Consider the following 24,114-nt stretch of genomic DNA (forward strand, 5'->3'; position numbering starts at 1 on the left):
CCTAACCGCACAAAACCACCACAACTAGACAGGTCGCGCCGCCCGGTTCCGCCGTCACGAGCGGCGTGCTGGTCGAACTTCAGCAGGAAGACCTCCATGCTCGCCTTCGCATTGCGCCGGCTGCTCGTGTCGGTGCCGATCCTCATCTTGTCGACGTTCGTCGTCTTCGTGATGGTGTCGCTGTCGGCCAACCCGCTCAGCAACCTCATCACCCGAAATCCGCCACCGCCACCGCAGACCATCGCCGCCGAGACCCACCGGCTGCACCTGGACCAGCCGCTGATGGAGCGGTACTGGAACTGGATCACCGGCATCTTCCGCGGCGACTTCGGCCCGTCCGTCAACTCGACGATGGACATCGGCTCCGAGGTCATCTCCCGCTTCGGCGTCACGTTCCGCCTGATCTTCCTCGCGATGGTCATCGCGTTGATCCTGGCGATCGTCGTCGGCGCCGTCAGCGCCGTGAAGCAGTACTCCAAGCTGGACTACACGGCCACCTTCTTCGGCTTCCTCTTCCTGTCGATGCCCGCGTTCTGGCTCGCGGTGCTCCTGAAGCAGGCCGGCATCAACATCAACAACGCCGTCGGCGACCAGGTCTTCTACACGATCGGCGCGAGTTCGATCTACGTGAAGGGCGGCTTCTGGGCCCACTTCACGGACGTGCTGGGGCACATGATCCTGCCGACCATCTCGCTGGCGCTGATCTCCTACGCCTCCTGGAGCCGCTTCCAGCGCGGATCGATGCTCGAGGTGCTCAACAGCGACTACGTGCGGCTCGCCCGCGCCAAGGGCCTGTCCCGCGGCGTCGTGATGCGGCGGCACGCGCTGCGCAACGCCCTCATCCCGCTGACCACCGTCACCGCGCTGGACCTCGCGTCCATCATCTCCGGCGCCGTCGTGACCGAGAAGGTGTTCCAGTGGCAGGGCGCGGGCACGTTCCTGCTCGACGCCATCGCCCAGAGCGACGTCTACGCCGTCGAGGCCTGGCTGCTGATCTCGGCGACCTTCGTCATCCTGTTCAACCTTGTCGCCGACCTGCTGTACGGCGTGCTCGACCCGAGGATCCGCCATGCCTGAGCCTTCGACCACCGAAACCACCGCGACGGCCCAGCTGCAGGACAGCCCCAAGGGCACCGTCGAGCGCGAGTTCACCGTCCAGGAGCGCGGCCAGTTCCAGCTGGTCCTGCGCCGCTTCATGCAACACCGGCTGGCCGTGGCGAGCCTGATCCTGCTGATCGTGATCGTGCTGCTGGCCTACGTCGGCGGCTGGCTCTGGAAGTACGGGCCCGAGGACATCACGCCGGACAACTCCGAGGCGCCGTCGCTGGCGCACCCGTTCGGCACCGACGCGGTCGGCAAGGACATGCTGGCCCAGGTGCTCCGCGGCACCCAGATCTCACTGCAGATCTCCGTGCTGGTCGCGATCTTCTCCACGGTCGTCGGCACGATCTGGGGCGCGGTCGCCGGCTACTACCGCGGCTGGATCGACACCGTCCTGATGCGCATCGCCGACCTCGTGCTGACCCTGCCGCTGCTGGCCGTCGCCGCCGTGCTCGGCCACAACGCGGGCGGCAGCTGGTGGCTGATCGCGGTCGTCATCGCCGGCCTGTACTGGGCCTACGTGTCCCGCGTCGCGCGCGGCGTGGTGCTGTCGCTGCGGGAGAAGGAGTTCATCGAGGCGGCCCGCGCGCTCGGCGCCGGTGACGGCCGGATCATCTTCCGGCACCTGGTGCCCAACGCGCTCGGCTCGGTGATCGTGAACGCGACGATCCTGGTGTCCATCGGCATCCTGCTGGAGACCGCGCTGTCGTTCCTCGGCTTCGGCGTGCGGCCGCCGGACACCTCGCTCGGCCTGCTGGTGAGCAGCGCGCAGACGGCGGTCGACACCCGCCCGTGGCTGTTCTACTTCCCGGGCCTGTTCATCATCCTGATCGCGCTGACGATCAACTTCATCGGGGACGGGCTCCGCGACGCGTTCGACCCCCAGCAGACGAAGGTGCGCGCATGACCTCGTTCGACTCCCAGACGACGGCCGACCCCGTCCTCTCGGTGGAGGACCTCACCGTCCAGTTCCCCAGCGACGACGGCCTGGTTCAGGCCGTCCGCGGTGTGAGCTACCAGCTCGGCCGCGGTGAGGTGCTGGGCGTCGTCGGTGAATCCGGTTCCGGCAAGTCGGTGACCTCGCTGGCGATCATGGGCCTGCTGCCCCGCTCGGCGCGCGTCAGGGGCACGATCAACTTCAAGGGCCGCAACCTGCTGGAGCTGTCCGAGAAGGAGATGACGCGGGTCCGCGGCAGCGGCATCGCGATGGTGTTCCAGGACCCGATGACGTCGCTGAACCCGGTCTACCCGGTGGGCGACCAGATCGCCGAGGCCATCACCGCGCACCACGACGTGCGCAAGGACGTGGCCCGCAAGCAGGCCGTGGAGCTGCTGGACCTGGTGCGCATCCCGAACCCGCAGCAGCGGGCCACGGAGTACCCGCACCAGCTCTCCGGCGGTATGCGGCAACGCGTGGTGATCGCGATCGCGATCGCCAACCGGCCCGAGGTGATCATCGCCGACGAGCCGACGACCGCGCTGGACGTGACCGTGCAGGCGCAGGTGCTGGACGCGCTGCAGGCGGCGAAGCAGGAGACCGGCGCCGCGATGGTGCTGATCACCCACGACCTCGGCGTCATCGCCGGGCAGGCCGACCGGGTGCAGGTCATGTACGCGGGCAAGGTGGTCGAGGCCGGCACGGTCGACGACATCTTCTACACCCCGCGCATGCCCTACACGCTGGGCCTGCTCGGCAGCCTGCCGCGGCTGGACATCAAGACCGACCGGCTCACCCCGATCGCGGGTTCGCCGCCCTCGGTGGTCAACATGCCGCCGGGCTGCCCGTTCAGCCCGCGCTGCCCGATGGCGCAGGACATCTGCGACCGGGAGGAGCCGGTGCTCGCGCCGACCACCGACGGTCTGCACAAGGCGGCCTGCCACTTCAGCGACGAGCTGGCCGGCCGCGAAGCCACTGATCTGTTCAACCCCACCTCGGTCGACGACGTCGACGCGGTGGCCGCGGTGACCCCCGGGGAGAAGACCGAATGAGCGAGAGCGCAGCCGGCGTGCTGCCCGAGCAGGACCAGCGGACCCCCGTGCTGTCGGCCCGCAACGTCGTCAAGCACTTCCCGGTGCGCAGCGGCGGGCTGATCCGGCGTCAGATCGGCGAGGTCCAGGCCGTGTCCGGGGTGTCGTTCGACATCTACGAGCGGGAGACGCTCGCGCTGGTCGGCGAGTCGGGGTGCGGCAAGTCGACCACCGCGCGGGTGGTGCTGAACCTGCAGCCGGCCACCGCGGGCGAGGTGTTCTTCGAGGGCACCGAGCTGAGCAAGCTGCAGCGCAAGCAGATGCAGTCCCTGCGCAGGCAGATGCAGATCGTGTTCCAGGACCCGTACGCCTCGGTCGACCCGCGCATGCCGGTCAACGAGATCATCGCGGAGCCGCTGCGGATCCACAACCTGTACGAAAAGGGCGGCCGGGAGCGGGTGCGCGAGCTGCTCGCCACGGTCGGCCTGCGGCCCGAGCACGGCAACCGGTACCCGCACGAGTTCTCCGGCGGCCAGCGGCAGCGCATCGGCATCGCGCGGGCGCTCGCGCTGCAGCCGAAGCTGCTGGTGCTGGACGAGCCGGTGTCGGCGCTGGACGTGTCCATCCAGGCCGGTGTGCTGAACCTGCTGCAGGACCTGCAGTCGGAGTTCGGGCTGTCGTACCTGTTCGTGTCGCACGACCTGTCCGTGGTCCGGCACATCGCCAACCGCATCGCGGTGATGTACCTGGGCAAGATCGTCGAGACGGCGCCGTCGGAGGAGCTGTTCGAGAACCCGGCGCACCCGTACACGCAGGCGCTGATCTCGGCGATCCCGGTGCCCGACCCGCGCAAGGAGCGCTCGCGGGAGCGCATCGTGATCACCGGTGACGTGCCGAGCCCGGCGAACCCGCCGAGCGGCTGCCGGTTCCGCACGCGGTGCCCGAAGTTCGCGAACGAGCTGACGGATGCGGAGCGCTCGAAGTGCATCGACGAGGAGCCGTTGCTCGTCGACCGGGGGCAGGGCCACCCGGCGGCTTGCCACTACGCGCGGGCGCGGCAGTTGATCTGATTCTCAATCGCCGGCTTCGCTTCGCTACGCCCCGATCGAGAGAGTCCCTCCCGAACCCGATCTTTCAGTGTTCGGTTGCCGAGACACCGCGTCAAGGCGGGAAAGCGTGCCTTGACCCGGTGGCTCGGCAACCGATTGGGCTGGGGATCGGGTTGCGGGAGAGGGGTGGCTCGAAGGGGTTGGTGCGTGGCGTTGCCGGGTGGCGGTTGTGGTCTGTTTCGTGCGAGAGGAAGGCCCCGGTTCCGCCCGGGGGCCTTCGTCGTTGCGGGGTCAGCGGGGGCTGCGGGTCCAGTTCACGGCTTCGCTGAAGGGGCCCAGCAGCGGCGGGCCCGCGGTCATCCCGGAGATGCCCTGTCCCGTGGCGAGCGTGTCGGCCAGCTGGAACAACGGCAGCACCGTGTGCTGCGCCCACAGCTTCGGCTCCAGCTCGGCCAGCGCGTCCGCCAGGGGTTTCTCCCCGGTCAGCGCCTCTTCGATCGTCGTCTGCAGGTTCTCGTCGCAGACGGCGGCCGGGTTCGCCGGGATCACGGCCACGTTCGCCGACGGCGTGGACTGCCCGGGGCGGCAGCCGAACGTCGACGCCAGCACCGTCGCCGCGTCGCCGCCCACCGGGAGCGGCGCCACCGCGATGTCGACGCCCACCGCGCCGGAGTTGCCCGTCGGGGCGGTCGAGCCCTGACTCACCGGCAACGCCAGCAGGTTGGCGAACAGGTCCCGCGGCTGGGCGTTCAGCGTGTTCACCTGGATGCCGGCCGCGATGAGCTGGTTGCTCAGCTCCTTCGCGATGCTCGCGTAGGGCTCCTGCTGCCCCGGCGACGCGACGACCAGCGTGAGCGCCCTGCCGTCCTTGCGCCAGATCCCGGCCTCCTTGACGTAGCCCGCCGCGGTCAGCAGCGACTCCGCCTTCGCCGGGTCCGGTACGCCGTAACCGGCGGGGATCGTCGGTGCGTAACCGGCCTGCGAGGGCCACCGCACCTGCGCGTCGGCCCGCAGGGCGGCCGACGGACCGCCCCCGGTGCCCTCGTCGATCAGCTTGTTCCGGTCGATGATCGCCGACACGGCCTCGCGCACCTGGTCGTCCACCAGCGGACCGTTCGCCGGGCGCAACAGCACCTCGGCCACCCGCGGGCTGGCCACCGTGGCCAGCTGGACGCTCGGCCCGAGCACCTGGAACTGGTTCAGGCCGGCGCTGTCGGTGCGGGACATGACGAACTGGTCGTTGCCGCTGCGCAGCGCGCCGGCCAGGCCGGTGGCGTCGGACCGGCGCAGCACGATCTGGTCGACCGCGGCCGGCTTGTCCCAGTAGCGCTCGTTGCGCTCCAGGATGATCTCGCCGCGCGCGTTGTCCCGCGTCTTGATCGAGAACGGCCCGCCGTAGGCCGGGAAGCTGTCCTGCAGTGCGCCCTGCCAGCCGCCCGGCGCGTCCTTCAGCAGGTGCTGCGGCAGCAGGTTCGAAAACAGCGTCTGCCAGCCCGGGTACGGCTCGGAGAACGTCACCTGGACGCCCTTGCCGCCCTCGCTGGGCTGGATGTTGCTGATCAGGCGGTACCCGGCGGGCTGCACGACACCGGGCTGGTCGCGCATGGCCTCGGCGAGGTAGACGAAGTCCTCCACCGCGATCGGCGCGCCGTCGGACCACGAGGCGTCCTGCCGGATCAGGTAGGTGACCGTGAACGGGTCGGTCGAGGTGACCTCGGCCGAGCGCATCAGCGTGGTGTCGAGCTGGTTCTCGCCGTTGGCGTCGGGCCGGAACACCGACGGCAGCAGCATCTGCGACAGCGCCGTGGTGATCGTGGACTGGTCGGCCAGGTTGTGCGGGTTGTAACCGCCCGCGATGTCGTCCACGCCGATCACGATCTGCGACGCAGTCGGCGCCGCGGGGCTCGACGACTGGGCCACCGGCGACGTCACGACCGGCGGCGGCGGGGTGCTGGTGCAGGCGGCCAGTGCGGTCAGCAGCACCGTGACCAGTGCCGCCGCTTTACCGCTTCCCCGCACGCTGCCTCCCCTGATGAGCCCATGATGGTGTCACAAGGCCTGTAGCCGCGGTACCGAGATTGCCAGACCGGCCGGGACTCGCTGTCACCGGATCAGGTACCGCCGAAAGGTTGACGTTGCTGAGCGTGTCGTGGTTCCCCCCGGAAACGGAACGGGGGACGCCCACCGCGATGGACGTCCCCCGGCCCGGCGAACTCAGCCGCGCGACTTGGCGCGCGAACGCTCCTTGGCCCGCTGCGTGATCTCCAGCGTCACCTTCCGCACCCGCACCGCGTTCGGCGCGACCTCGACGCACTCGTCGGCGGCGCAGAACTCCAGCGCCTCCTCCAGGCCCAGCTTGCGCGGGCGCGCGAGGCGCTCCAGCTCGTCGCCGGTGGAGGAGCGCATGTTGGTGAGCTTCTTCTCCTTGGTGATGTTGATGTCGAGGTCCTCGGCACGCGGGTTCTCGCCCACGACCATGCCCTCGTACACCTCGGCGCCCGGCTCGACGAAGAACGTGCCGCGGTCGGCGAGCTGGATCATCGCGTAGGAGGTGACCGGTCCGGACCGGTCGGCGACCAGCGAACCGCTGTGCCGGGTGCGGATCTCGCCCGCCCACGGGTGGTAGCCCTCGAACACGTGGTTCGCGATGCCGGTGCCGCGCGTCTCGGTCAGGAAGTCGGTGCGGAACCCGATCAGGCCACGCGCCGGGAGCACGAACTCCAGCTTGATGCGGCCGGTGCCGTGCCCGCTCATGTCCTCCATGCGGCCCTTGCGGGCGGCGAGCAGCTGGGTGACCGCGCCGAGGTGCTCCTCGGGGATGTCCAGCGTGAGCCGCTCGAACGGCTCGTGCAGCTTGCCGTCGATGGTCTTGGTGACCACCTGCGGCTTGCCGACGGTCAGCTCGAAGCCCTCGCGGCGCATCTGCTCGACCAGGATCGCCAGCGCCAGCTCGCCACGGCCCTGGACCTCCCAGGTGTCCGGGCGCTCGGTGGGCAGGACGCGGATCGACACGTTGCCGATCAGCTCCTGGTCCAGCCGCGCCTTGACCAGGCGCGCGGTGACCTTGTCGCCGCCGTTGCGGCCAGCCAGCGGCGAGGTGTTCACGCCGATGGTCATCGAGATGGCCGGCTCGTCGACGGTGATCCGGGGCAGCGCCACCGGGTTCTCGACGTCGGCCAGCGTGTCGCCGATCGTGATGTCCGGGATGCCGGCGATGGCGACCAGGTCACCGGCGGAGGCCTCCTGCGCGGGCACCCGCTCCAGCGCCTCGGTGACCAGCAGCTCCGAGATCCGGACGTTCTGCACCGAGCCGTCCTCGCGCAGCCACGCGACGGTCTGGCCCTTGCGGAGCTTGCCCGCGTGGATGCGGATGAGCGCGATGCGGCCGAGGAAGTTCGACGCGTCGAGGTTGGTGACCAGCGCCTGCAGCGGGCTGTCCGGGTCGGCCTTGGGCGGCGGCACGTGGCGCAGCAGGACGTCGAACAGGGGGTCGAGGTTCTCGCTGTCCGGCAGCGCGCCGTCGGCGGGCTGCTCCAGGCTCGCCTTGCCCGCCCGCGCGGAGGCGTAGATCACCGGCAGGTCGAGGACCGCGTCCAGGTCGGCGTCCTCGATGTCGCCGGCCAGGTCGAGCAGCAGGTCGTGGGTCTCCTCGACGACCTCGGCGATGCGGGCGTCCGGGCGGTCGACCTTGTTGACCACCAGCACGACCGGCAGGCCCGCCTGCAGGGTCTTGCGCAGCACGAACCGGGTCTGCGGCAGCGGCCCCTCGCTGGCGTCGACCAGCAGCAGGACGCCGTCGACCATGGACAGGCCGCGCTCGACCTCGCCGCCGAAGTCGGCGTGGCCGGGGGTGTCGATCACGTTGATGGTGACCGGGCCGTCGGCGGTCTGGCGGCGGATCGCGGTGTTCTTGGCGAGGATCGTGATGCCCTTCTCACGTTCCAGCTCGCCCGAGTCCATCACGCGGTCGACGAGCTCGGCACGTTCGCCGAAGGCGCCGGACTGCCGCAGCATGGCGTCGACCAGGGTGGTCTTCCCGTGGTCGACGTGCGCGACGATGGCGACGTTGCGGAGGTCGGTGCGGACCTTCTCGGCGGTAGCTGTGGGCACGCGAGGGCTCCTGAACATTTCGAAGGGATGAATCGCGGGCCCGCTTTGGCATACGCGATCCCGTTCAGGATACCCGGTACCACATTGTGACCAGTGCCACGGTGGATGATCACTTAGGCTCACCTAACCTGAGGGCACCCCCGAGTCGTGGAGTGGTGGTTTTGGGCAAGAAGGACGCGGACCCGCGCAAGGTCGTGCGCAAGCTCATGAAGGCGGGCAAGGTCAAGAAGAAGTGCTGCCGCTCGAAGCCTCGCTGCAAGAAGTGCCCGGTCCTCGCACTCCAGCGGGCGAAGGCGGACATCAAGAAGGCGGCCTAGACGGCGAGCGCCTCGTTCACCAGCCGGAGTTCCGGCGCGGTGCGGGTGGCGCCGAATTCGACGATTTCGTGTCGCGCGAGCCGGCGCAGGCGGAACGGGTCGGAAGCCAGAATCGCCTCCAATTTCACCCGCGGCATCGGCCGCGTGATGATGACGCAACCGGAATGCGGCGTGCGCCGCCCGGCCGTCAGGAACTCGCCCGACCGGAAGTGCCGGTCCAGCCATTTCGCGTGGTCGGCCAGGTAGTAGTCGACTTCCTCCACCGGGGCCGTGTAGTCGATCAGCACGATGTACATACCTTCACGGTAGCCCCGGCGAGTACCCCCGGGAAACAATTCTCAGCCATTTGCCAGTAATCTGTGCAACAGCGGTTCTACATTCCAAAGAATTGCTTTCCGGAAGGCAATGTGGATATTACTTTCGGGCGCTGCTACGCTGCCGGTGTGCGTACGATCGTGAACTTCTGGTGGCCGCCCGCAGGCGGTCCCTCCGACGTGCGCTGAAACCCACGACAAGGCCGCCCGCGCAGGCGGCCTTCGTCGTTCCCGGGGCCGTGGCGGGGGTGGCCACCGACCCGAGGAAGCAACCGATGCGAATTTCCGGGATCACCCCGTCCGGCCACACCCACCTCGGCAACCACCTGGGCGCGATCCAGCGCTGGGTGACCGACGGCGGGCCGGACGACCTGTACTTCGTGTCCGACCTGCACGCCATGACGACCACGCACAACCCGGGGAAGCTGCGCGGCCGGACCAGCGAGATGCTGGCCATCCTGGTGGCGGCCGGGATCCCCGCCGAGCGGGTGTTCGTGCAGTCGGACCTGTCCCGCGAGCTGGGCGCGCTGACCTGGATCCTGGAGTGCACGTGCAGCTACGGCGAGGCCGCGCGGATGATCCAGTTCAAGGAGAAGGGCAGCGGCCAGCCCGGGGTGCGGCTGAGCCTGCTGACCTACCCGGTGCTGATGGCCGCCGACATCCTGCTGCAGGGCGCGGCGGAGGTGCCGGTCGGTGAGGACCAGAACCAGCACGTGGAGCTGGCGCGGGCGCTGGCCCGGCGGTTCAACGGCACCTACGGCGAGGTGTTCACGGTGCCGCGGCCGGTGCTGCCGCCGACGGGCGCGCGGGTGCGGGACCTGAGCGACCCGGCGCGGAAGATGTCGAAGTCCGCGCGGGACGCGGCCGGGGTGGTGTTCGTGCTGGACGAGCCGGACCTGATCCGCCGCAAGGTGCGGCGCGCGGTCACCGACGGGTTCACCGGGGTCGAGTACGCGCCGGAGGAGCGTCCCGGGGTCGCGAACCTGCTGGAGATCCTGGCCGGCTGCCGGGGCGAGCGGCCCGCGGACGTGGCCCCGGAGTTCTCCTCGTACGGGGCGCTGAAGGAGGCCGTGGCGGAGGCGGTGGTCGAGACGCTGCGCCCGATCCGGGAGCGGACGCTGGAGCTGCTGGCGGACCCGGCGGAGCTGACGCGGATCCGCAAGGAGGGCGCGAGCCGGGCCGCCGAACGCGGCGAGCACCGCCTGACTTCGGCGATGCGGCTCGTCGGCGCGGGCAGGTGACCCGAGCTTGCTGATCCGGCAAATTTCCGTGCCCGCCGGGGAGAGCCCGTGCCAGGGTGGCGGCCATGCCGTCCACCAAGCGCCGCCGCGACGCTCGCCCGCCGAGGACCGGGCCCGCGGAACGGGACGTGCTCGTGGGCTTTCTCGACTACCTGCGCGGCGCAGTGGTCGCGAAGGCGCAGGGCGTCCCGGAACCGCAGGTCCGCACCCCCGGCGTGCCGTCGGGCACGAACCTGCTCGGCCTCGTCAAGCACCTCACCCACGTCGAACGTCACTGGCTGCTCGGCGAGCCGGTTCACGACTGGGCGGCCACCTTCCACCCGGAACCGGACGAGAGCGCCGACGACGTCGTCCTCGCCTACCGGGACACCACGGCCAGCGCCAATGACGTGATCGCCGCCTGCCCGGACCTGTCCGCGCCCGGACCGCGACCGGGCGGGCGGCGTGGCGCGGCGCCGTCCCTGCGCTGGACCCTCACCCACTTGATCGAGGAGACCGGGCGCCACGCCGGGCACGCCGACATCCTGCGCGAACTGATCGACGGCGCAACCGGACGCTGACTAGGTCAGCAACCGCCGCAGGTCCGGGAGCAGTTCCAGGTCCGCGGGCAGCCACTCGACGCCGTCCAGGCCGTCCGCGTCGAGCCAGCGCAACGCCTTGTGGTCCAGCGCCTCCGGCCGGGCGCGCTCGTCGGTCAGCGCGGCGGCGAACACGCGCAGCACCAGCCCGGCCCGCAGCGGCACGTCCGGCCCGACGCGCGAGCCGACCACGACATCCACCCCGAGCTCCTCGCGGCACTCCCGCCGCAGGGCGTCCACTTCGGACTCGCCGGGTTCGACGCGGCCGCCGGGCAGTTCCCACAGCCCGGCCACCTCGCGCGGGTACGCGCGCTGCTGGGCGAGCAGGGACCGGCCCCGCACGATGGCCGCTCCCACGATCACCTTCACGAGGTGGAGACGTTACCGGCCGATCGCCAGACGATCTGGAAGCGGGCACCGCCGTCGGGGGATTCGCCGACGGACACCCGCCCGCCGCGCCGCCGCACCGCTTCGGCGACCATCGCCAGCCCGAGGCCGGTGCCGCCGGAGGTGCGGGCGCGGTCGTCGCCCACCCGGTAGAACCGGTCGAACACGCGGTCGCGGTGCTCGGGCGGGATGCCCGGCCCGTCGTCGTCCACGACCAGCCGCACCGTGGAATGCCCGGGCAGCACCGACACCACGATCTGCGATGACGCGTACCGGCAGGCGTTGCGCAGCAGGTTGTTCAGCACCAGCTCGACTTCGGAGTGCGCCGCGTGCGCCCACGCCTGCCCGACCACCCCGGTGACGCGCACGGCGGGCGATCCGGGCGGCAGCCGGTCCGCGGCCGCGCGCGCCTCGGTGAGCAGTTCGACCGCTTCGGCGGGCGGCAGCTCCCCGGCGTCCGACCGCGCCAGTGTCAGCAGTCCGTCCAGCAGCGCGGACAGCCGCTCGGCTTCGGCGAGGATGTCGGCCAGCGTCTCCTGCGCCAGCTCCGGATCGGGGTTCGCGACGGCGACCTCGGCCTGCACGCGGATCGACGCGACCGGCGAGCGCAGTTCGTGCGCGGCGTCGCCGGTGAACCGCCGCAGCCGCTGCGCCGCCTCCTCCTGCCGCGCCAGCAGCGCGTTGAAGTCCGCCGCCAGCGCACGCACCTCGTCGTCGGCCTCGGGCAGCGGCACCCGCTCCCCCGGCGGCAGCGCGCGAACCGTGCGGCGCAGACGGCTCACCCGCCGCAACGCGAACCGCACCACGAGCCAAGTCGCGATCGCGGCGAGCACCGCGCCGATCCCGGCCGCCCACAGCAACCAGGTCGCCGCCTTGTGCACGGCCGCGCGCTGGCCCACCAGCCCGGTCCCGGCCGCGACCAGCCGCAGCTGCCCGTCCGGCGCGGTCACCACCGAGCCCAGCCACCGCATCCGGTCCACGGTCACCGACTGCCCCGCCTTGAGCGCGCGCACGTCACCCGGCCCGAGCGAGGCCGCCGGACCGCCGTCGACCGGCGCGCCCGCGGTGTCGAGCACGCGCAGAGTCACGCCGTCCGGCGGCACCGGCAGCTGCCCCGCGGACACGGCCGCGGCGGCGGGAGCGAGCGCCTCGGACAGCTCGGTGTCGACGGAGGAGTCGCGCAGCGGACCGAGGCCGCGCCCCGCCACGATGGCGAGGCCGAGCAGGAACGCGAGCGTGACCGCGGCGGCCGGCGCCGTGATCCGGAACTGCATGGACCGGCGTTCCCACCACCGGCGGAGGAAGCTCACCCGGGCAGGACCTCGTCCAGCGCGGCGTCGGAGGCCAGGTAGCCGTGGCCGCGGACGGTCCGCACCAGCGCGCCCGCCCCGACCGCGTCGAGCTTGCGGCGCACGTACCCGACGTAGACCTCGACGACGTTGCGGGTCGCGGCCTGCTCGTCACCCCAGACCGCACGCAGCAGCTCGTCCTTGGTGACGACCGTCCCGGCTCGCCCGACCAGCACTTCGAGCAGGCTGAACTCGCGCGGGCTCAACGCGACCGGGTCGTCGTGCCAGTGCACCTCGCGGGTGGCGCGGTCGACGACGAGACCGCCGATCCGCAGCGGCCCGCGCGTCCCCTCGCTGGAGGCGCGCCGCAGCACCGCGCGGATCTGCGCGACCAGCACGACGAACGAGAACGGCTTGACCAGGTAGCCGTCGGCGCCCAGGTCGAGCCCGTCGGCCTGGTCGACCTCGCCGTCCTTGGCCGACACCATCAGCACCGGCGTGGTGATGCCCTGCGCGCGCAGCGCCTGCAGCACCCGGTACCCGGACAGGCCGGGGAGCATGATGTCCAGCAACAGCACGTCGAACGACCCGGTCTGCGCGAGGCGCAGGCCGCTCGGGCCGTCGGGGGCGGTGACGACGTCCATGCCCTCCGCGCGCAGCCCGCGGTGCAGCGCCTTGCGCACACCGGGCTCGTCGTCCACCACGAGGATCCGAGGGTTCACGGTTGTCTAGCATGCCCGGTTTTTCCAGCTCGGGCGCGCGCTCTCAGCGGTCTCTCAGCATCTCAGGGCCATCTCAGGGCGGATCGAGGAGTGTCAGCGGCGGGGAAAGAGCACACTGGTGCTCGGTTGACACAGGGAGAAGAGATGCAGCCGAAGACGAAGGCCATCACCGCCGCGGTCACCGGGTCCGCGCTCGGCGCCGCCGGGCTCGCCTGGCTCGCGATGCCCGCGGCCGCGGGCGAGGCGCCCGAGTTGCCGCCGATCAGCGCGGAGGAGCTGGTGCAGTCGGTGGCCACCACCAAGACGCCGGCGCTGGCGGGCACGGTCGCGGTGGACAACAACCTGGGCCTGCCGGTCTCGACCCTGCCGGGGGGCGCGAGCCTGGACATCGACGCGGCCCGCGTCTACAACGACGGCGCGGGCAACAGCAAGCTCGCGATCGAGCAGGGGGCCAGCGAGCACACCGTCGTCCGCAACGGCGCGACCGTGTGGACGTACAACTCGGCGTCGAACGAGGCCACGAAGGTCACGGTGCCGCCGGAGGCGCTGCAGAAGCCGGAGGAGTACCAGCTCAGCGACCCGGCGACGGCGACGACGCAGGTGCTCGCGAAGGTCCGCGAGAGCAGCACCGTGACGGTCGAGGGCACCGCCCGCGTCGCCGGACGCGCGGCGTACGAGCTGGTGCTGACGCCGAAGCCGACCGAGCGCACGCTGTTGCGCGAGGTGCGCGTCGCGGTCGATGCCGAGAAGCGCGTGCCGCTGCGCCTGGCCGTGATGACCTACGGCACGTCGGACCCGGCGTTCCAGGTGGCGTTCAGCGACATCGCGTTCGCGCCGCAGCCGGCGAGCGAGTTCCAGTTCACCCCGCCGCAGGGCGCGAAGGTGACCGAGGAGCAGGCGCCTGCCGAGCACCCGGACCAGCGGGCCGTCGAGGACGCGGTGCAGGTCAGCGGTGACGGCTGGGACAGCGTCCTGACCGGTTCGTTCCCGGCCGAGGCGCTGGCGCCGCAGCAGGGCGAGCGCGGGCAGAACGTGGACCCGAAGGCCCTGCTGGCGCAGTTCGGCAAGCCGGTCAGCGGCGCGTTCGGCACCGGCTACGTGATCACCACGAAGGTCGGCACCGCGCTGGTCACCGACGACGGCCGCTTCGCCGTCGGCGCGGTGCCGGAGCAGGTGCTGATCGAGGCTCTGGGAGCGAAATGACGGAGACACTGCCGGTGGGCGCTTCGGTCGAAGCGCCCACCGCGGGTCCGGCACTCGCCGCGCGGACCAGGGGGCTGCGCAAGGTGTACCGGACCGCGGTCGCGGTGGACCAGGTCGATCTGGACGTGCCGGAGGGCGCGGTGCTGGGCATGCTCGGGCCGAACGGGTCGGGCAAGACCACCACGATCCGGATGCTGCTCGGCCTGGTCCGCCCGACCGAGGGCGAGGTGGAGCTGCTCGGTCACCGGATGCCCGACGGCGCGCCGCGTGCGCTGCCGGATGTCGGCGCGCTGGTCGAGGGGCCGGGCTTCCACCCGTTCCTGTCCGGGCGGGAGAACCTGCGCCGCGTCGCGGCCGCCGAGCCGCGGCTGTCGTCGGCGGCGATCCCCCGCGCGGTCGAGAACGCGCTGGAGCGGGTCGGGCTCGGGCACGCCGCGCACCGGCGCTACCGGGGGTACTCGCTGGGCATGAAGCAGCGGCTGGGGCTCGCCTCCGCCCTGCTCGTGCCGCGGCGGATGGTCGTGCTGGACGAGCCGACGAACGGCCTGGACCCGGCGGGCACGCGGGAGATCCGCAACATCATCGGCGAGCTGCACGCCGAGGGCGTCACCGTGCTGGTGTCCTCGCACCTGCTCGCCGAGGTCGAGGCGACCTGCACGCACGTGGCGGTCCTGCACGACGGCACGGTGGTGGCGCAGGGCGAGCTGGACGAGCTGCTGGAGTCCGGCACGCCGTCGCTGGTCGTGTCCACTCCGGACGGTGACAAGGCGCTCACCGCCCTGCGCGACAACCGCATCCCCGGCCGGCTCACGCCGGAGGGCGTGCGGGCGGACCTGAGCGCGGCGACCGCGCCGCAGGTGATCGAGACGCTGGTGCGGGCCGGGGTGTCCGTGCACGAGGCGAAGCGGGCCCGCACCGGGCTGGAGGACCTGTTCGCGCGGCTGACGCAACGGGATTCCGAAACCGGGGGCCTGCCGGATGTGGACGAGGGGGCGTCATGACGGCGACACTGGACGCGGCGCCGGTGGAACGGTGGAGTGTGCCGTTCCACCGGCTCTACCGCGCCGAGCTGCGGTGGATCTTCCGCCGCCCGCGCACGCTGATCGTGCTGGGCCTGCTCGCGCTGATCCCGGTGATCGTCGGGATCGGGCTGACGATCGCGGGCGACAGCGGCGGCGGGCCCAGCGGTGGTGAGGGCGACAACGCGCTGCTGGCGTCCGCAGCCGGGAACGCGCTGGTCCTGCCGCTGGCCACGCTCGGGCTGACGCTGAACCTGATGCTGCCGCTGGTCACGGCGATGTCGGCGGGCGACGCGCTGGCCGGCGAATCGGCCGTGGGCACGCTGCGCGGGCTGCTGCTCGCGCCGGTGAGCCGCGGCAGGCTGCTGCTGATGAAGGCGCTCGGGGTCGCGTCCTTCACGCTGGCCGCGGCGCTGCTGATGGCCGTGGTCGCGATGGTGACCGGGCTGGTGATCAACGGGACCGGATCGCTGTTCACGCTGTCCGGCAACACGCTGTCCTTTGTGGACGCCTTGGGCCGGGTCGCGCTGGCGGCGGTGTGGGTGACGCTGCAGCTGTGGGCGGTCGGGGCGATCGCGCTGGCGATCTCGGCGTGCACCGAGCACCCGATGGTCGTCGTGGTGTCGATGCTGGCCGGCGTCGTGGTGTCGACGGTGCTGCTCCTGCTGTCGGCGGTGGACTGGCTGCACCCGTTCCTGCTGCCGCAGTCCTGGACCGCGATCGCGGACATCCTGCGCGATCCGATCCCGGCCGACCAGCTCGGCGAGGGCGCGATCCGCGCCGCGTGCTACGTCGTGATCGGCCTGTCCCTGGCCTACGCGCGGCTGTCCACGAAGGACGGTTAGCCGATCAGGGCGACGCCGTCCGGGTCGGGGGCGATGCTGATCTCGTCGCCCGGGTTGACGTCGGCGGACACCGCCGCGACCGCGTCCACCGTGCCTGCGCTCGTGCGCACGGACAAGCGGACGTTGTCGCGGCGGTGCACCTTGCTCAGCACCTCGCCGGTGATCCCGGCGGTCGCGAGTCGCAGCCCGGTGGGGCGCAGGCCGAGCCGGACCGGCCCGTCCGCAGCGTCCGGGATGGCGACCTCGCCGAACGGGCAGCGCACGATCCCGTCCGCCGCCTCGCCGTCGACGACCGTGGTGACGCCGAGGAAGCGCGCGACGTCCTCGTCCGCGGGCCGCCGCCACACCTCGCGCACCGCCCCGGCCTGCCGGATCTTCCCGGCCTGCAGCACGGCCACGCGGTCGGCGAGGGTGAACGCCTCCTCCTGGTCGTGCGTGACGAGCAGCGCGGTGATCTTCGCGCTGCGCAGCATCTCGGCCAGGTCGACGGCCAGCTGCTCACGCAACCCGGCGTCCAAACCGGACAGCGGCTCGTCGAGAAGCAGCAGGCGGGGCTCCGGCGCGAGCGCGCGGGCCAGCGCCACCCGTTGCGCCTCACCGCCGGACAGCTCGGTCACCCGCCGCTTCTGGTAGCCGGCCAGGCCGACGAGGTCGAGCAGCCGGCTCACGCGTTCCGCGCGCGCGGCCGGCGGCATCCCGTGCATCCGCGGGCCGAACGCGATGTTCCCGGCCACGTCCCGGTGCGGGAACAGCTGGCCGTCCTGGAACACCAGCCCGAACCCGCGCTTGTGCACCGGCACGCGGGCCAGGTCGGCGCCGTCCCAGCGCACGCTGCCCGCGGTGATCGGCTCCAGGCCGGTGATCGCGCGCAGCAGCGTCGACTTCCCGGAGCCGGACGGGCCGAGCAGCGCGAGCACCTCGCCGTCGGCGATCTCCAGGTCCACGCCGGAGACGGCGGTGAACGGGCCGTACCGCACGGTCAGGCCGGACACGGTCAACGCCATGGCTAGAACTCCCCCACCCGGCCGGACGCGAGCCGGTCGATCACGATCACCGCGGCCGCGGTGACCAGCATGAGCAGCGCGCACGCCGCGTACGCCATCTGGTTGTTGAGCTGGCCCGGCCGCGCGATCAGCGCCGCGATCGCGACCGGCAGGGTCGGCGTCTGCGGGCGCGCCAGGAAGCTCGTCGCGCCGAACTCGCCGAGCGCGACGACGTAGCCGAACCCGGCAGCGGCGACGACGGCGCGGAACGCCAGCGGCACGTCGATCTCGCGCCACACCCGCGCCGGGCTCGCGCCGAGGGTGGCCGCGGCCTGGCGCAGGCGGTCGTCGATCGACCGCACCACGGGCAGCACCGTGCGGATCACCAGCGGGATCACCACCAGCGCCTGCGCGAGCGGCACCAGCAGCGGCGACCGGCGCAGGTCGCCGGGCAGCGCGTCGAGCGTGATGAGGTAGCCGAACCCGACGGTCACCGCGGACACGCCGAGCGGCAGCATCAGCGCGGCGTCCATCGACTCGCCGACGCCGCGCGCGAGCCGTCCCGGCGACCGGCGCAACGCGACCAGCAGCACCGACGCCGACACCCCTATGACCATCGCCAGCACCGTCGCGTCGGTCGCGGTGCGCAGCGAGTTCAGCGCCGCGTCCCAGCCGGACACCTGGAGCGTGCCGTCGTTGCCGGTGCTGGACAGCGCCCGGTAACCGGCCAGGCTCCAGCCGTCCGCGGTGGACACCGAGCGCACCAGCAACGCGACGATCGGGGTCAGCAGCAGGCCGAGCACGACCACCGCCGCGCCGACCACGGCCCACTCCCCGCCGACCGGGCGGCGCGCGGTCTCCCGGCGCGACCGCAGCCGCAATGCGCTCTCCCGGCGGCGGCGAGCGGCCGCGCCGAGCAGCAGCGCGCCCAGCACGGCGGCGATCTGCACCAGCGACAGCGCCGCCGCGCCGGTCAGGTCGAGCAGGTTCTCGGTGCGCAGGTAGATCTCGGTCTCCAGCGTGCGGTACCGCGCGCCGCCGAGGATCAGCACCACGCCGAAACTGGTGGCGCAGAACAGGAACACGACGGCGGCCGCGGACGTGATCGCCGGCATCAGCGCGGGCAGCGTCACCGAGCGGAACGCGCGCCAGCGGGACGCGCCCAGCGCGCGGGCGGCGTCCTCGGCCCGCGAGTCCAGCAACGCCCACAGCCCGGCGACCGTGCGGCCGACGACGGCGACGTTGAAGAACGCGTTGGCCAGCACGATGGACAGCCAGCCGCCGTCGGGCCACAGCGCCCGGAACGCCAGGCCCACCACCACGGTGGGCAGGACGAACGGGACGAGCACCAGCGTCCGGACGACCGCCACCCCGGGCAGCCGCACGCGCGCCAGCAGGAACGCGACCGGCAGGCCGGCGACCACGGCGATCAGGGTCGAACCGGCGGCCTGCGCGACCGTGAACCAGGCCAGCCGCCACGTCTCGCCCTCGGCGAGCGCGGCGAGCACCTCGCCGTCGACGAAGCCCAGCCGCAGGATCGCGCCGACCGGCCAGGCGAAGAAGACGACCAGGAACCCGAGCGGCAGCACGGCCAGTGCCGCCAGCCCGAGCCCGGCACGGCTCACTGGCCGAGCAAGGAGCGCCACTGCTCGATCCACCGCTCGCGCCCGGCCTGCACCGTCTCGGCGGGCAGGCTCGCCGGGTTCGGCGGCAGCGGGGCGGCCGTCGTCCACGCCGTGGGCAACGCCACGCCCTCCCGCGCCGGGTAGACGTACATGTTCTCCGCCACTGTGGCCTGGAACTGCTGGGACAGCAGGAAGTCGATCACCTTCTGCGCGTTGGCCGCGTTGGGCGAGCCGGCCAGCACACCGGCGTACTCGACCTGGCGGAAGCAGGTGTCCAGCAGCGCCTTCGTGCGCGGCTTGCCGTCCTCGCCGATCTCCGCGGCGGGCGAGGACGCGTAGGACACCACGATCGGCCGCGGCCCCTTGCCGGAGGAGCCGGAGAAGTCCTGGCCGTAGGCCTCCTCCCAGCCGGCGACGGCACGCATGCCGTTGTCCTTCAGCTGGGTCCAGTAGGCCTGCCAGTTCTGCTCGCCGTAGCGGGCGATGGTGCCGAGCAGGAACGCCAGTCCGGGCGAGCTGGTGGCCGGGTTCTCCACGACCAGCAGGTCCTTGTACTCGGGCTTGACCAGGTCGTCGTAGGTCGCGGGCTCCGGGATGCCGCGCTCGGCGAACCAGGTGGTGTCGATGTTGACGCAGACGTCGCCCACGTCGACGGCGGACAGGCGGTGCTCGGAGTCCACGGCGTAGCGCTGCGGGCCGCGATCGGCCTCGGGGCTGGTGTAGGGCGCGAAGACGCCTTCGGTGAGCGCGCGCGAGGCGAAGGTCGAATCGACGCCGAACGCCGCGTCGCCGATCGGGTTGGCCTTCGTGAGCACCAGGGTGTTGGTGAGCGCGCCCGCGTCGCCCTTCTTCACGACGTTGATCATGATGCCGGTCTGCTGCCGGAAGGCGTCGAGCACCTGCTGCGGCGCGGCGAACGAGTCGTGGGTGACGAGCGTGACCGTGGCCGGGCCGTCCTCCGCGTCGTTGCCGGCCAGCGTGCAGCCCGCGGTCAGGGCGGCGACAAGGCCGACCAGGACGCCCGTGCGGAATCTCATGACCACTCCTCGCTCGTTCCGGCGAGAAAGGTCGGGGCCCTCCCTGCGCCGGCATGATCCGGATCAGGTGCGAACGGTCGCGGGGCGAACCCGCCTCTCAGCCCGGTGGACCCGGACTCCCGTGGCAACCGTGCAGCGTACCCGCCGCCGTACCACCATGGAGCACATGGCGGAACTACTGAGCGAAACCGAGATCTCCGAGGCCCTCAACAAGCTGCCGTACTGGCAGCGCGCGGGCGACGCGCTGGAGCGCACGGCCGAACTCGCCGACTTTCCGCAGGCCATCGCGGTGGTCAACCGCGTCGCCGAGATCGCCGAGGGCGTGAACCACCACCCGGACATGGACATCCGGTGGCGCACCGTGACGTTCCGGTGCAGCACCCATTCGGCGGGCGGGATCACCGCGAAGGACGTGTCGCTCGCCGAACAGATCGACGGCACGATCGACGCGCTGTGATCTAGGCCGGACCGGCAACTTCGCGGCCGGTCCCGTGCGTTGCCCCTGGTGGAGGGAACGCACCATGAGGAAGGTTGTCACGCGACTGGCCGCCGTGGGGGCCGCCGTCGCCTTGTTGCTGGGAGTGCTCGCCGGGACCGCTTCGGCGGTCACGTCCACCGCCGTCGAACCGCCGGGCGAGACGCGCGCGGTGGTGGTCGGGACGCTGGCGTTCGGGTTGATGATCGCCGCGGCGGGGGCCGTGTTCTGGTACACGGCGCGACATCGGGGACCACAGGAGTGATTTCGGTCACGTCGGCCGCCGGTCTGTAACGACAGGGGTGTCGTGGGCGCTGTCACGCGCGGAAGTCCCTGCTCACCCCGAGGTTCGCCGCCATGAACACCACGCCCGCCCTGTCGCCGGCCCAGCGCGCCTGGGTCACCGCTCTGGCCACCGTGATCACCCTGCTCGCCGTTCTCGTGCTCGCCGCGCTGGGCTGAGTTCCAGCAGGTCAAAGGCCCGCCGGTACCCCGGCGGGCCTTTTTCACGCGTAGTTGATCTGTGTCCATGACCACTCGTTGGTGACTTTTCCGTGTCCTATTCGTAATGTCACGGGCGGCCATCCCCCGAACGGCCGAAAAGTCCCCTCCCCGAAAATGGTGATCTTCCGAATGGTGGGTCGACATAGATCCAAAGCGAAATCGCTGAGAGTCCCCCTGGCGATCGGCCTGGCCGCGGCGTTCGTGCTGGGCTTCGCGGTCTGGCTGACCGGCAACTTCAGCAGGCAGGACACGGCCAGCATGGCGGCGCAGATGAAGCCGCTGCCGACGACCTCGGCCCCGACGAGCACGTCGAGCAGCACGACGACGCCGCCACCGCCTCCCCCGCCGGTGACGACGACGCCGCCGGTGGCGCCCCCGCCGGTGACGACGACGCCGCCGGTGGCGCCCCCGCCGTCGACCACTTCGAAGTCGACGCCGAAGTCCACGAAGACGACCCCGAAGACGACGACCAAGGCGGCGAACGCCTGCTCGTCGGTGCTCGAGGGCACATTGCCGCACGTGGCGAAGGTGGGCAACCACATCGCCGCGAAGTTCGGCGTGGACGACATCGGCGGCCGAGCGGGCCGCTCCGGCACGAGCGACCACCCCAGTGGCCTCGCGCTGGACTTCATGGTGGACACGTCCACGGGCAACGCCATCGCCGACTACCTGCTGGCCAACCAGTCCGAGTTCAACGTCAAGTACGTGATCTGGAGGCAGCGCTACAACGACGGCAGCGGCTGGTCGACGATGGAAGACCGCGGCGACGCCACGGCCAACCACTACGACCACGTGCACGTGTCGTTCGAGTCGAGCGGATCGGTGAACGTGACCTGCTGATCGGCGGTTACGGGCTCGACGCCCGCAGTTCACGAGAGAACGCCCAGGCTTCCCCGGCCTGGGCGTTCTCTTGTTCTTTCGGTGGCGCCCAGCCGCCGGCGTCGGGCTCCGCTGGGCCTTGAGCAGGCGCCCTGCCACCTCAGCACGCCCCACCGCTCATGGTCCACCCGCCCTGCGGCACGCGCACCGCCCACCAGCCGGCGCACCGCCCATCGACCCCTAACACCCCCAGAGCCCTCCAGCCCGCCAGCCGGCACACCGCCCACCAGCCCCTGGAACCCCACGGCCCACCGGCCCGCCAGCCGGCACACCATCCACCAGCCCCTGACACCCCGACAGCCCGCCGGCCCGTCAGCCGGCACACCATCCACCAGCCCCTGACACCCCCACGGCCCACTGGCCCGTCAGCTGGCGCACCATCCACCAACCCCTGGAACCCCCACAGCCCACCAGCCCGCCAGCCGACACATCGCCCACGGCTCACCGGCCCGCCGGCCCGCGCACCGCCCACCAGCCCCTGACACCCCCAACGGCTCACCGGCCCGCCAGCCCGCGCACCGCCCACCAGCCCCACGGCCCTCGCGCCGCCCCACCCCACCCCGCCGCGCCCGGAGACCGCGGCCCGGCGCCATGAGCACGCGCTCCGTGGACCCAGGAGCTACTTTCGGTCACCTGATTCCCGCGGCTCGAACGTCCCGGACCGTGTCCCGCTGGTGGCACGGGCTCATCGCGCTCGTCGTGATCGCCTCGCTCGCCGTCCAGCTGGCGCTGATCTTCACCGGCGGTGCCGACGCGAATTCCGGCCAGACCGGGGAGGCGCTCAGCCTCGGGGTCCGCCTGTGGCGGCTCTTCAGCTCCTTCACCATCGAGAGCAACCTGCTCGTGCTCGCCGCCGCTCTGGTGCTCGTGTGGCGCCCCACATTCGACGGCCCGGTCTGACGTGTGGTGCGGCTGGACGCGCTACTGGGGATCCTCATCACCGGGCTGGTGTTCGCGATCGTGCTGGCGCCCCAGGTGCACCTCACCGGAGCCGCCCTGGCCGCGACCGTCGGCTTCCACTACATCTCCCCGTGGGCGACGGTCGCGGCGTGGCTGCTGTTCGGGCCGCGCCCGCGGATCTCGTGGTCGACGGTCGCGGGCGCCTTCGTGTGGCCCTTGGCGTGGCTCGTCTACATCTTCACGCAGGGCGCCTTCACCGACTGGTACCCGTGCCCGTTCCTGGACGTGACGGAACTGGGCCTCGGAGCAGCCATCCGCAACGCGGGGCTCGTCGTGGTGCTCGCCCTGGCGTTCGCGGCACTGTTCAAACTCGCCGACGCCCGGATGCCGGCCCTCCTGCGAGACACGCCGACCCCCGACCACCGGGTGTCGCCCCCGCCGGAGCGATCAGCGCGGTAGGCCGGGTCAGACGTTGAACCTGAACTCCACCACGTCGCCGTCGGCCATGATGTAGTCCTTGCCTTCCATCCGGACCTTGCCGGCGGAGCGCGCGGCGGCCATCGAGCCGGCTTCGACGAGGTCGTCGTAGGACACGACCTCCGCCTTGATGAAGCCCCGCTCGAAGTCCGTGTGGATGACACCCGCGGCCTGGGGCGCGGTGGCGCCCTGCGGGATCGTCCACGCGCGGGACTCCTTCGGGCCCGCCGTGAGGTAGGTCTGCAGCCCGAGCGTGTGGAACCCGGCGCGGGCCAGCGCGTGCAGGCCGGGCTCGGTCTGGCCGACCGACTCCAGCAGCTCGCGCACCGACTCCTCGTCGTCGAGTTCGAGCAGCTCGGCCTCGACCTTCGCGTCCAGGAACACGGCGTCGGCGGGGGCGACCAGCTTCGTCAGCTCCTCGCGCTTCGCCTGGTCGGTCAGCACACCCTCGTCGGCGTTGAAGACGTACAGGAACGGCTTCAGGGTGAGCAGGCTCAGCTCACGCAGCAGCGCGGTGTCGACCTCCTTCTGCGCGGAGAACAATGTCCGTCCGCTGTCGAGGATGTCCTTCGCCTTCTGCGCGGCTTCCAGCGCGGGCCGGTTCTCCTTCTTCGTCCGGGCTTCCTTCTCCAGCCGCGGCAGCGCCTTCTCCAGCGTCTGCAGGTCGGCGAGGATCAGCTCGGTGTTGATCGTCTCGATGTCCGACGACGGGTCCACCCGGCCGTCGACGTGCACCACGTCCGGGTCGTCGAACACGCGGATGACCTGGCAGATCGCGTTGGCCTCACGGATGTTCGCGAGGAACTTGTTGCCGAGGCCGGCACCCTCGGACGCGCCCTTGACGATGCCTGCGATGTCCACAAAGGACACCGTGGCCGGCACGGTGCGGGCGGAGCTGAACATCTCGGCGAGCTTGTCCAGACGCTCGTCGGGCAGCGGCACGACGCCGACGTTCGGCTCGATCGTGGCGAACGGGTAGTTCGCGGCGAGCACGTCGTTGCGGGTCAGCGCGTTGAACAGGGTCGACTTGCCGACGTTGGGCAGGCCGACGATACCGAGGGTCAGACTCACGGCCCGAAGTCTACGGGGCG

The 24,114-nt window shown here is 71.6% G+C and carries 26 protein-coding genes and 1 riboswitch; of the genes, 15 read left to right on the forward strand and 11 right to left on the reverse strand.

Annotation, left to right across the window (positions count from 1 at the left end):
• Positions 1 to 96: 96 nt before the first annotated feature.
• From AMY39116_RS0335210 to AMY39116_RS0335225, 4 genes are read left to right on the forward strand one after another with little or no spacing between them, the layout of a single operon-like run.
• Positions 97 to 1,077: an ABC transporter permease gene (locus AMY39116_RS0335210; RefSeq protein WP_020422291.1), complete on the forward strand. Its 981-nt coding sequence runs from the start codon at positions 97 to 99 to the stop codon at positions 1,075 to 1,077.
• Positions 1,070 to 2,008: an ABC transporter permease gene (locus AMY39116_RS0335215; protein ID WP_020422292.1), complete on the forward strand. Its 939-nt coding sequence runs from the start codon at positions 1,070 to 1,072 to the stop codon at positions 2,006 to 2,008. The genes AMY39116_RS0335210 and AMY39116_RS0335215 overlap by 8 nt, the downstream gene beginning before the upstream one ends.
• Entirely contained in the window at positions 2,005 to 3,090 is a 1,086-nt protein-coding gene (locus AMY39116_RS0335220) for an ABC transporter ATP-binding protein (protein WP_020422293.1), read from the forward strand. Before AMY39116_RS0335215 ends, AMY39116_RS0335220 begins: the two co-directional genes overlap by 4 nt.
• Entirely contained in the window at positions 3,087 to 4,139 is a 1,053-nt protein-coding gene (locus tag AMY39116_RS0335225) for an ABC transporter ATP-binding protein (RefSeq protein ID WP_020422294.1), read from the forward strand. Before AMY39116_RS0335220 ends, AMY39116_RS0335225 begins: the two co-directional genes overlap by 4 nt.
• Positions 4,140 to 4,409: 270 nt before the next feature.
• Here AMY39116_RS0335225 and AMY39116_RS0335230 read toward each other — a convergent pair whose 3' ends face one another.
• Both AMY39116_RS0335230 and typA read right to left on the reverse strand, forming a co-directional pair.
• Positions 4,410 to 6,137, reverse strand: a complete 1,728-nt coding sequence (locus AMY39116_RS0335230; RefSeq protein ID WP_027936496.1) for an ABC transporter family substrate-binding protein — start codon at positions 6,135 to 6,137, stop codon at positions 4,410 to 4,412.
• A 195-nt stretch (positions 6,138 to 6,332) separates the two neighbouring features.
• Complete coding sequence (gene typA / locus AMY39116_RS0335235; protein ID WP_085929378.1) at positions 6,333 to 8,246, reverse strand: translational GTPase TypA; 1,914 nt, start codon at positions 8,244 to 8,246, stop codon at positions 6,333 to 6,335.
• A 137-nt stretch (positions 8,247 to 8,383) separates the two neighbouring features.
• On the opposite strand from typA, the gene AMY39116_RS46430 reads away from it, so the two are divergent.
• Positions 8,384 to 8,545 (forward strand): hypothetical protein, encoded by a 162-nt coding sequence (locus tag AMY39116_RS46430; protein ID WP_157358800.1) that lies wholly within the window; start codon positions 8,384 to 8,386, stop codon positions 8,543 to 8,545.
• On the opposite strand, the gene AMY39116_RS0335245 is transcribed toward AMY39116_RS46430, so the two are convergent.
• Positions 8,542 to 8,841 (reverse strand): YciI family protein, encoded by a 300-nt coding sequence (locus AMY39116_RS0335245; protein WP_020422297.1) that lies wholly within the window; start codon positions 8,839 to 8,841, stop codon positions 8,542 to 8,544. The genes AMY39116_RS46430 and AMY39116_RS0335245 overlap by 4 nt on opposite strands.
• A gap of 293 nt (positions 8,842 to 9,134) precedes the next feature.
• Here AMY39116_RS0335245 and trpS point away from each other — a divergent pair, with 293 nt between their 5' ends.
• Together trpS and AMY39116_RS0335255 are read left to right on the forward strand one after the other, a co-directional pair.
• Complete coding sequence (gene trpS, locus AMY39116_RS0335250; RefSeq protein WP_020422298.1) at positions 9,135 to 10,100, forward strand: tryptophan--tRNA ligase; 966 nt, start codon at positions 9,135 to 9,137, stop codon at positions 10,098 to 10,100.
• Positions 10,101 to 10,165: 65 nt separating this feature from the next.
• A complete protein-coding gene (locus tag AMY39116_RS0335255) occupies positions 10,166 to 10,660 on the forward strand; it encodes a DinB family protein (RefSeq protein ID WP_027936497.1) in 495 nt (164 codons plus the stop codon).
• Here AMY39116_RS0335255 and AMY39116_RS0335260 read toward each other — a convergent pair whose 3' ends face one another.
• From AMY39116_RS0335260 to AMY39116_RS0335270, 3 genes are read right to left on the reverse strand one after another with little or no spacing between them, the layout of a single operon-like run.
• Complete coding sequence (locus AMY39116_RS0335260) at positions 10,661 to 11,047, reverse strand: (deoxy)nucleoside triphosphate pyrophosphohydrolase (RefSeq protein WP_020422300.1); 387 nt, start codon at positions 11,045 to 11,047, stop codon at positions 10,661 to 10,663.
• The gene (locus AMY39116_RS0335265) at positions 11,044 to 12,339 is read right to left on the reverse strand and encodes a cell wall metabolism sensor histidine kinase WalK (protein ID WP_051123658.1); all 1,296 of its coding nucleotides are present in this window, start codon (positions 12,337 to 12,339) and stop codon (positions 11,044 to 11,046) included. Before AMY39116_RS0335265 ends, AMY39116_RS0335260 begins: the two co-directional genes overlap by 4 nt.
• Positions 12,340 to 12,371: 32 nt before the next feature.
• Entirely contained in the window at positions 12,372 to 13,076 is a 705-nt protein-coding gene (locus AMY39116_RS0335270; protein ID WP_020422302.1) for a response regulator transcription factor, read from the reverse strand.
• Positions 13,077 to 13,220: 144 nt separating this feature from the next.
• Here AMY39116_RS0335270 and AMY39116_RS0335275 point away from each other — a divergent pair, with 144 nt between their 5' ends.
• The 3 genes from AMY39116_RS0335275 to AMY39116_RS0335285 are packed head-to-tail and all read left to right on the forward strand — an operon-like array spanning position 13,221 to position 16,143.
• Complete coding sequence (locus tag AMY39116_RS0335275) at positions 13,221 to 14,279, forward strand: sigma-E factor regulatory protein RseB domain-containing protein (RefSeq protein WP_020422303.1); 1,059 nt, start codon at positions 13,221 to 13,223, stop codon at positions 14,277 to 14,279.
• Positions 14,276 to 15,280: an ABC transporter ATP-binding protein gene (locus AMY39116_RS0335280; protein ID WP_020422304.1), complete on the forward strand. Its 1,005-nt coding sequence runs from the start codon at positions 14,276 to 14,278 to the stop codon at positions 15,278 to 15,280. The genes AMY39116_RS0335275 and AMY39116_RS0335280 overlap by 4 nt, the downstream gene beginning before the upstream one ends.
• Positions 15,277 to 16,143, forward strand: coding sequence for an ABC transporter permease subunit (locus AMY39116_RS0335285; protein WP_020422305.1), 867 nt, complete (start codon positions 15,277 to 15,279; stop codon positions 16,141 to 16,143). The genes AMY39116_RS0335280 and AMY39116_RS0335285 overlap by 4 nt, the downstream gene beginning before the upstream one ends.
• Here AMY39116_RS0335285 and AMY39116_RS0335290 read toward each other — a convergent pair.
• Genes AMY39116_RS0335290 through AMY39116_RS0335300 form a run of 3 tightly spaced genes read right to left on the reverse strand, consistent with a single transcriptional unit; the run spans position 16,140 to position 19,788 of the window.
• Positions 16,140 to 17,147, reverse strand: a complete 1,008-nt coding sequence (locus tag AMY39116_RS0335290) for an ABC transporter ATP-binding protein (RefSeq protein WP_020422306.1) — start codon at positions 17,145 to 17,147, stop codon at positions 16,140 to 16,142. The genes AMY39116_RS0335285 and AMY39116_RS0335290 overlap by 4 nt on opposite strands.
• Before the next feature lie 2 nt (positions 17,148 to 17,149).
• Positions 17,150 to 18,751: an iron ABC transporter permease gene (locus AMY39116_RS0335295; RefSeq protein ID WP_020422307.1), complete on the reverse strand. Its 1,602-nt coding sequence runs from the start codon at positions 18,749 to 18,751 to the stop codon at positions 17,150 to 17,152.
• Positions 18,748 to 19,788 carry a thiamine ABC transporter substrate binding subunit gene (locus AMY39116_RS0335300; protein ID WP_020422308.1) on the reverse strand — a complete coding sequence of 347 codons (1,041 nt, stop codon included), beginning with the start codon at positions 19,786 to 19,788 and terminating at the stop codon, positions 18,748 to 18,750. Before AMY39116_RS0335300 ends, AMY39116_RS0335295 begins: the two co-directional genes overlap by 4 nt.
• A gap of 22 nt (positions 19,789 to 19,810) precedes the next feature.
• A riboswitch (TPP riboswitch) is annotated at positions 19,811 to 19,921 on the reverse strand.
• A gap of 33 nt (positions 19,922 to 19,954) precedes the next feature.
• Between AMY39116_RS0335300 and AMY39116_RS0335305 the strand changes: the two genes are divergently transcribed.
• Together AMY39116_RS0335305 and AMY39116_RS0335310 are read left to right on the forward strand one after the other, a co-directional pair.
• A complete protein-coding gene (locus AMY39116_RS0335305; protein ID WP_020422309.1) occupies positions 19,955 to 20,245 on the forward strand; it encodes a 4a-hydroxytetrahydrobiopterin dehydratase in 291 nt (96 codons plus the stop codon).
• Positions 20,246 to 20,309: 64 nt separating this feature from the next.
• Positions 20,310 to 20,528 (forward strand): hypothetical protein, encoded by a 219-nt coding sequence (locus AMY39116_RS0335310; RefSeq protein WP_020422310.1) that lies wholly within the window; start codon positions 20,310 to 20,312, stop codon positions 20,526 to 20,528.
• A 241-nt stretch (positions 20,529 to 20,769) separates the two neighbouring features.
• Here AMY39116_RS0335310 and AMY39116_RS48195 read toward each other — a convergent pair whose 3' ends face one another.
• Complete coding sequence (locus tag AMY39116_RS48195) at positions 20,770 to 21,303, reverse strand: hypothetical protein (protein ID WP_369794394.1); 534 nt, start codon at positions 21,301 to 21,303, stop codon at positions 20,770 to 20,772.
• Between AMY39116_RS48195 and AMY39116_RS48200 the strand changes: the two genes are divergently transcribed.
• The 3 genes from AMY39116_RS48200 to AMY39116_RS47215 all read left to right on the forward strand — a co-directional run bounded on the left by AMY39116_RS48200 (position 21,287) and on the right by AMY39116_RS47215 (position 23,005).
• Complete coding sequence (locus AMY39116_RS48200; RefSeq protein ID WP_308191146.1) at positions 21,287 to 21,607, forward strand: hypothetical protein; 321 nt, start codon at positions 21,287 to 21,289, stop codon at positions 21,605 to 21,607. The genes AMY39116_RS48195 and AMY39116_RS48200 overlap by 17 nt on opposite strands.
• Positions 21,608 to 22,309: 702 nt before the next feature.
• A complete protein-coding gene (locus AMY39116_RS47210; RefSeq protein WP_020422314.1) occupies positions 22,310 to 22,546 on the forward strand; it encodes a hypothetical protein in 237 nt (78 codons plus the stop codon).
• Between the two features lie 3 nt (positions 22,547 to 22,549).
• Positions 22,550 to 23,005: a Pr6Pr family membrane protein gene (locus AMY39116_RS47215; RefSeq protein WP_020422315.1), complete on the forward strand. Its 456-nt coding sequence runs from the start codon at positions 22,550 to 22,552 to the stop codon at positions 23,003 to 23,005.
• Positions 23,006 to 23,011: 6 nt separating this feature from the next.
• On the opposite strand, the gene ychF is transcribed toward AMY39116_RS47215, so the two are convergent.
• The gene (gene ychF, locus AMY39116_RS0335330) at positions 23,012 to 24,094 is read right to left on the reverse strand and encodes a redox-regulated ATPase YchF (protein WP_020422316.1); all 1,083 of its coding nucleotides are present in this window, start codon (positions 24,092 to 24,094) and stop codon (positions 23,012 to 23,014) included.
• Positions 24,095 to 24,114 lie beyond the last annotated feature (20 nt).

This window comes from Amycolatopsis sp. ATCC 39116 (assembly GCF_000231075.2).
Classification (GTDB): Bacteria; Actinomycetota; Actinomycetes; order Mycobacteriales; family Pseudonocardiaceae; genus Amycolatopsis_E; species Amycolatopsis_E tucumanensis.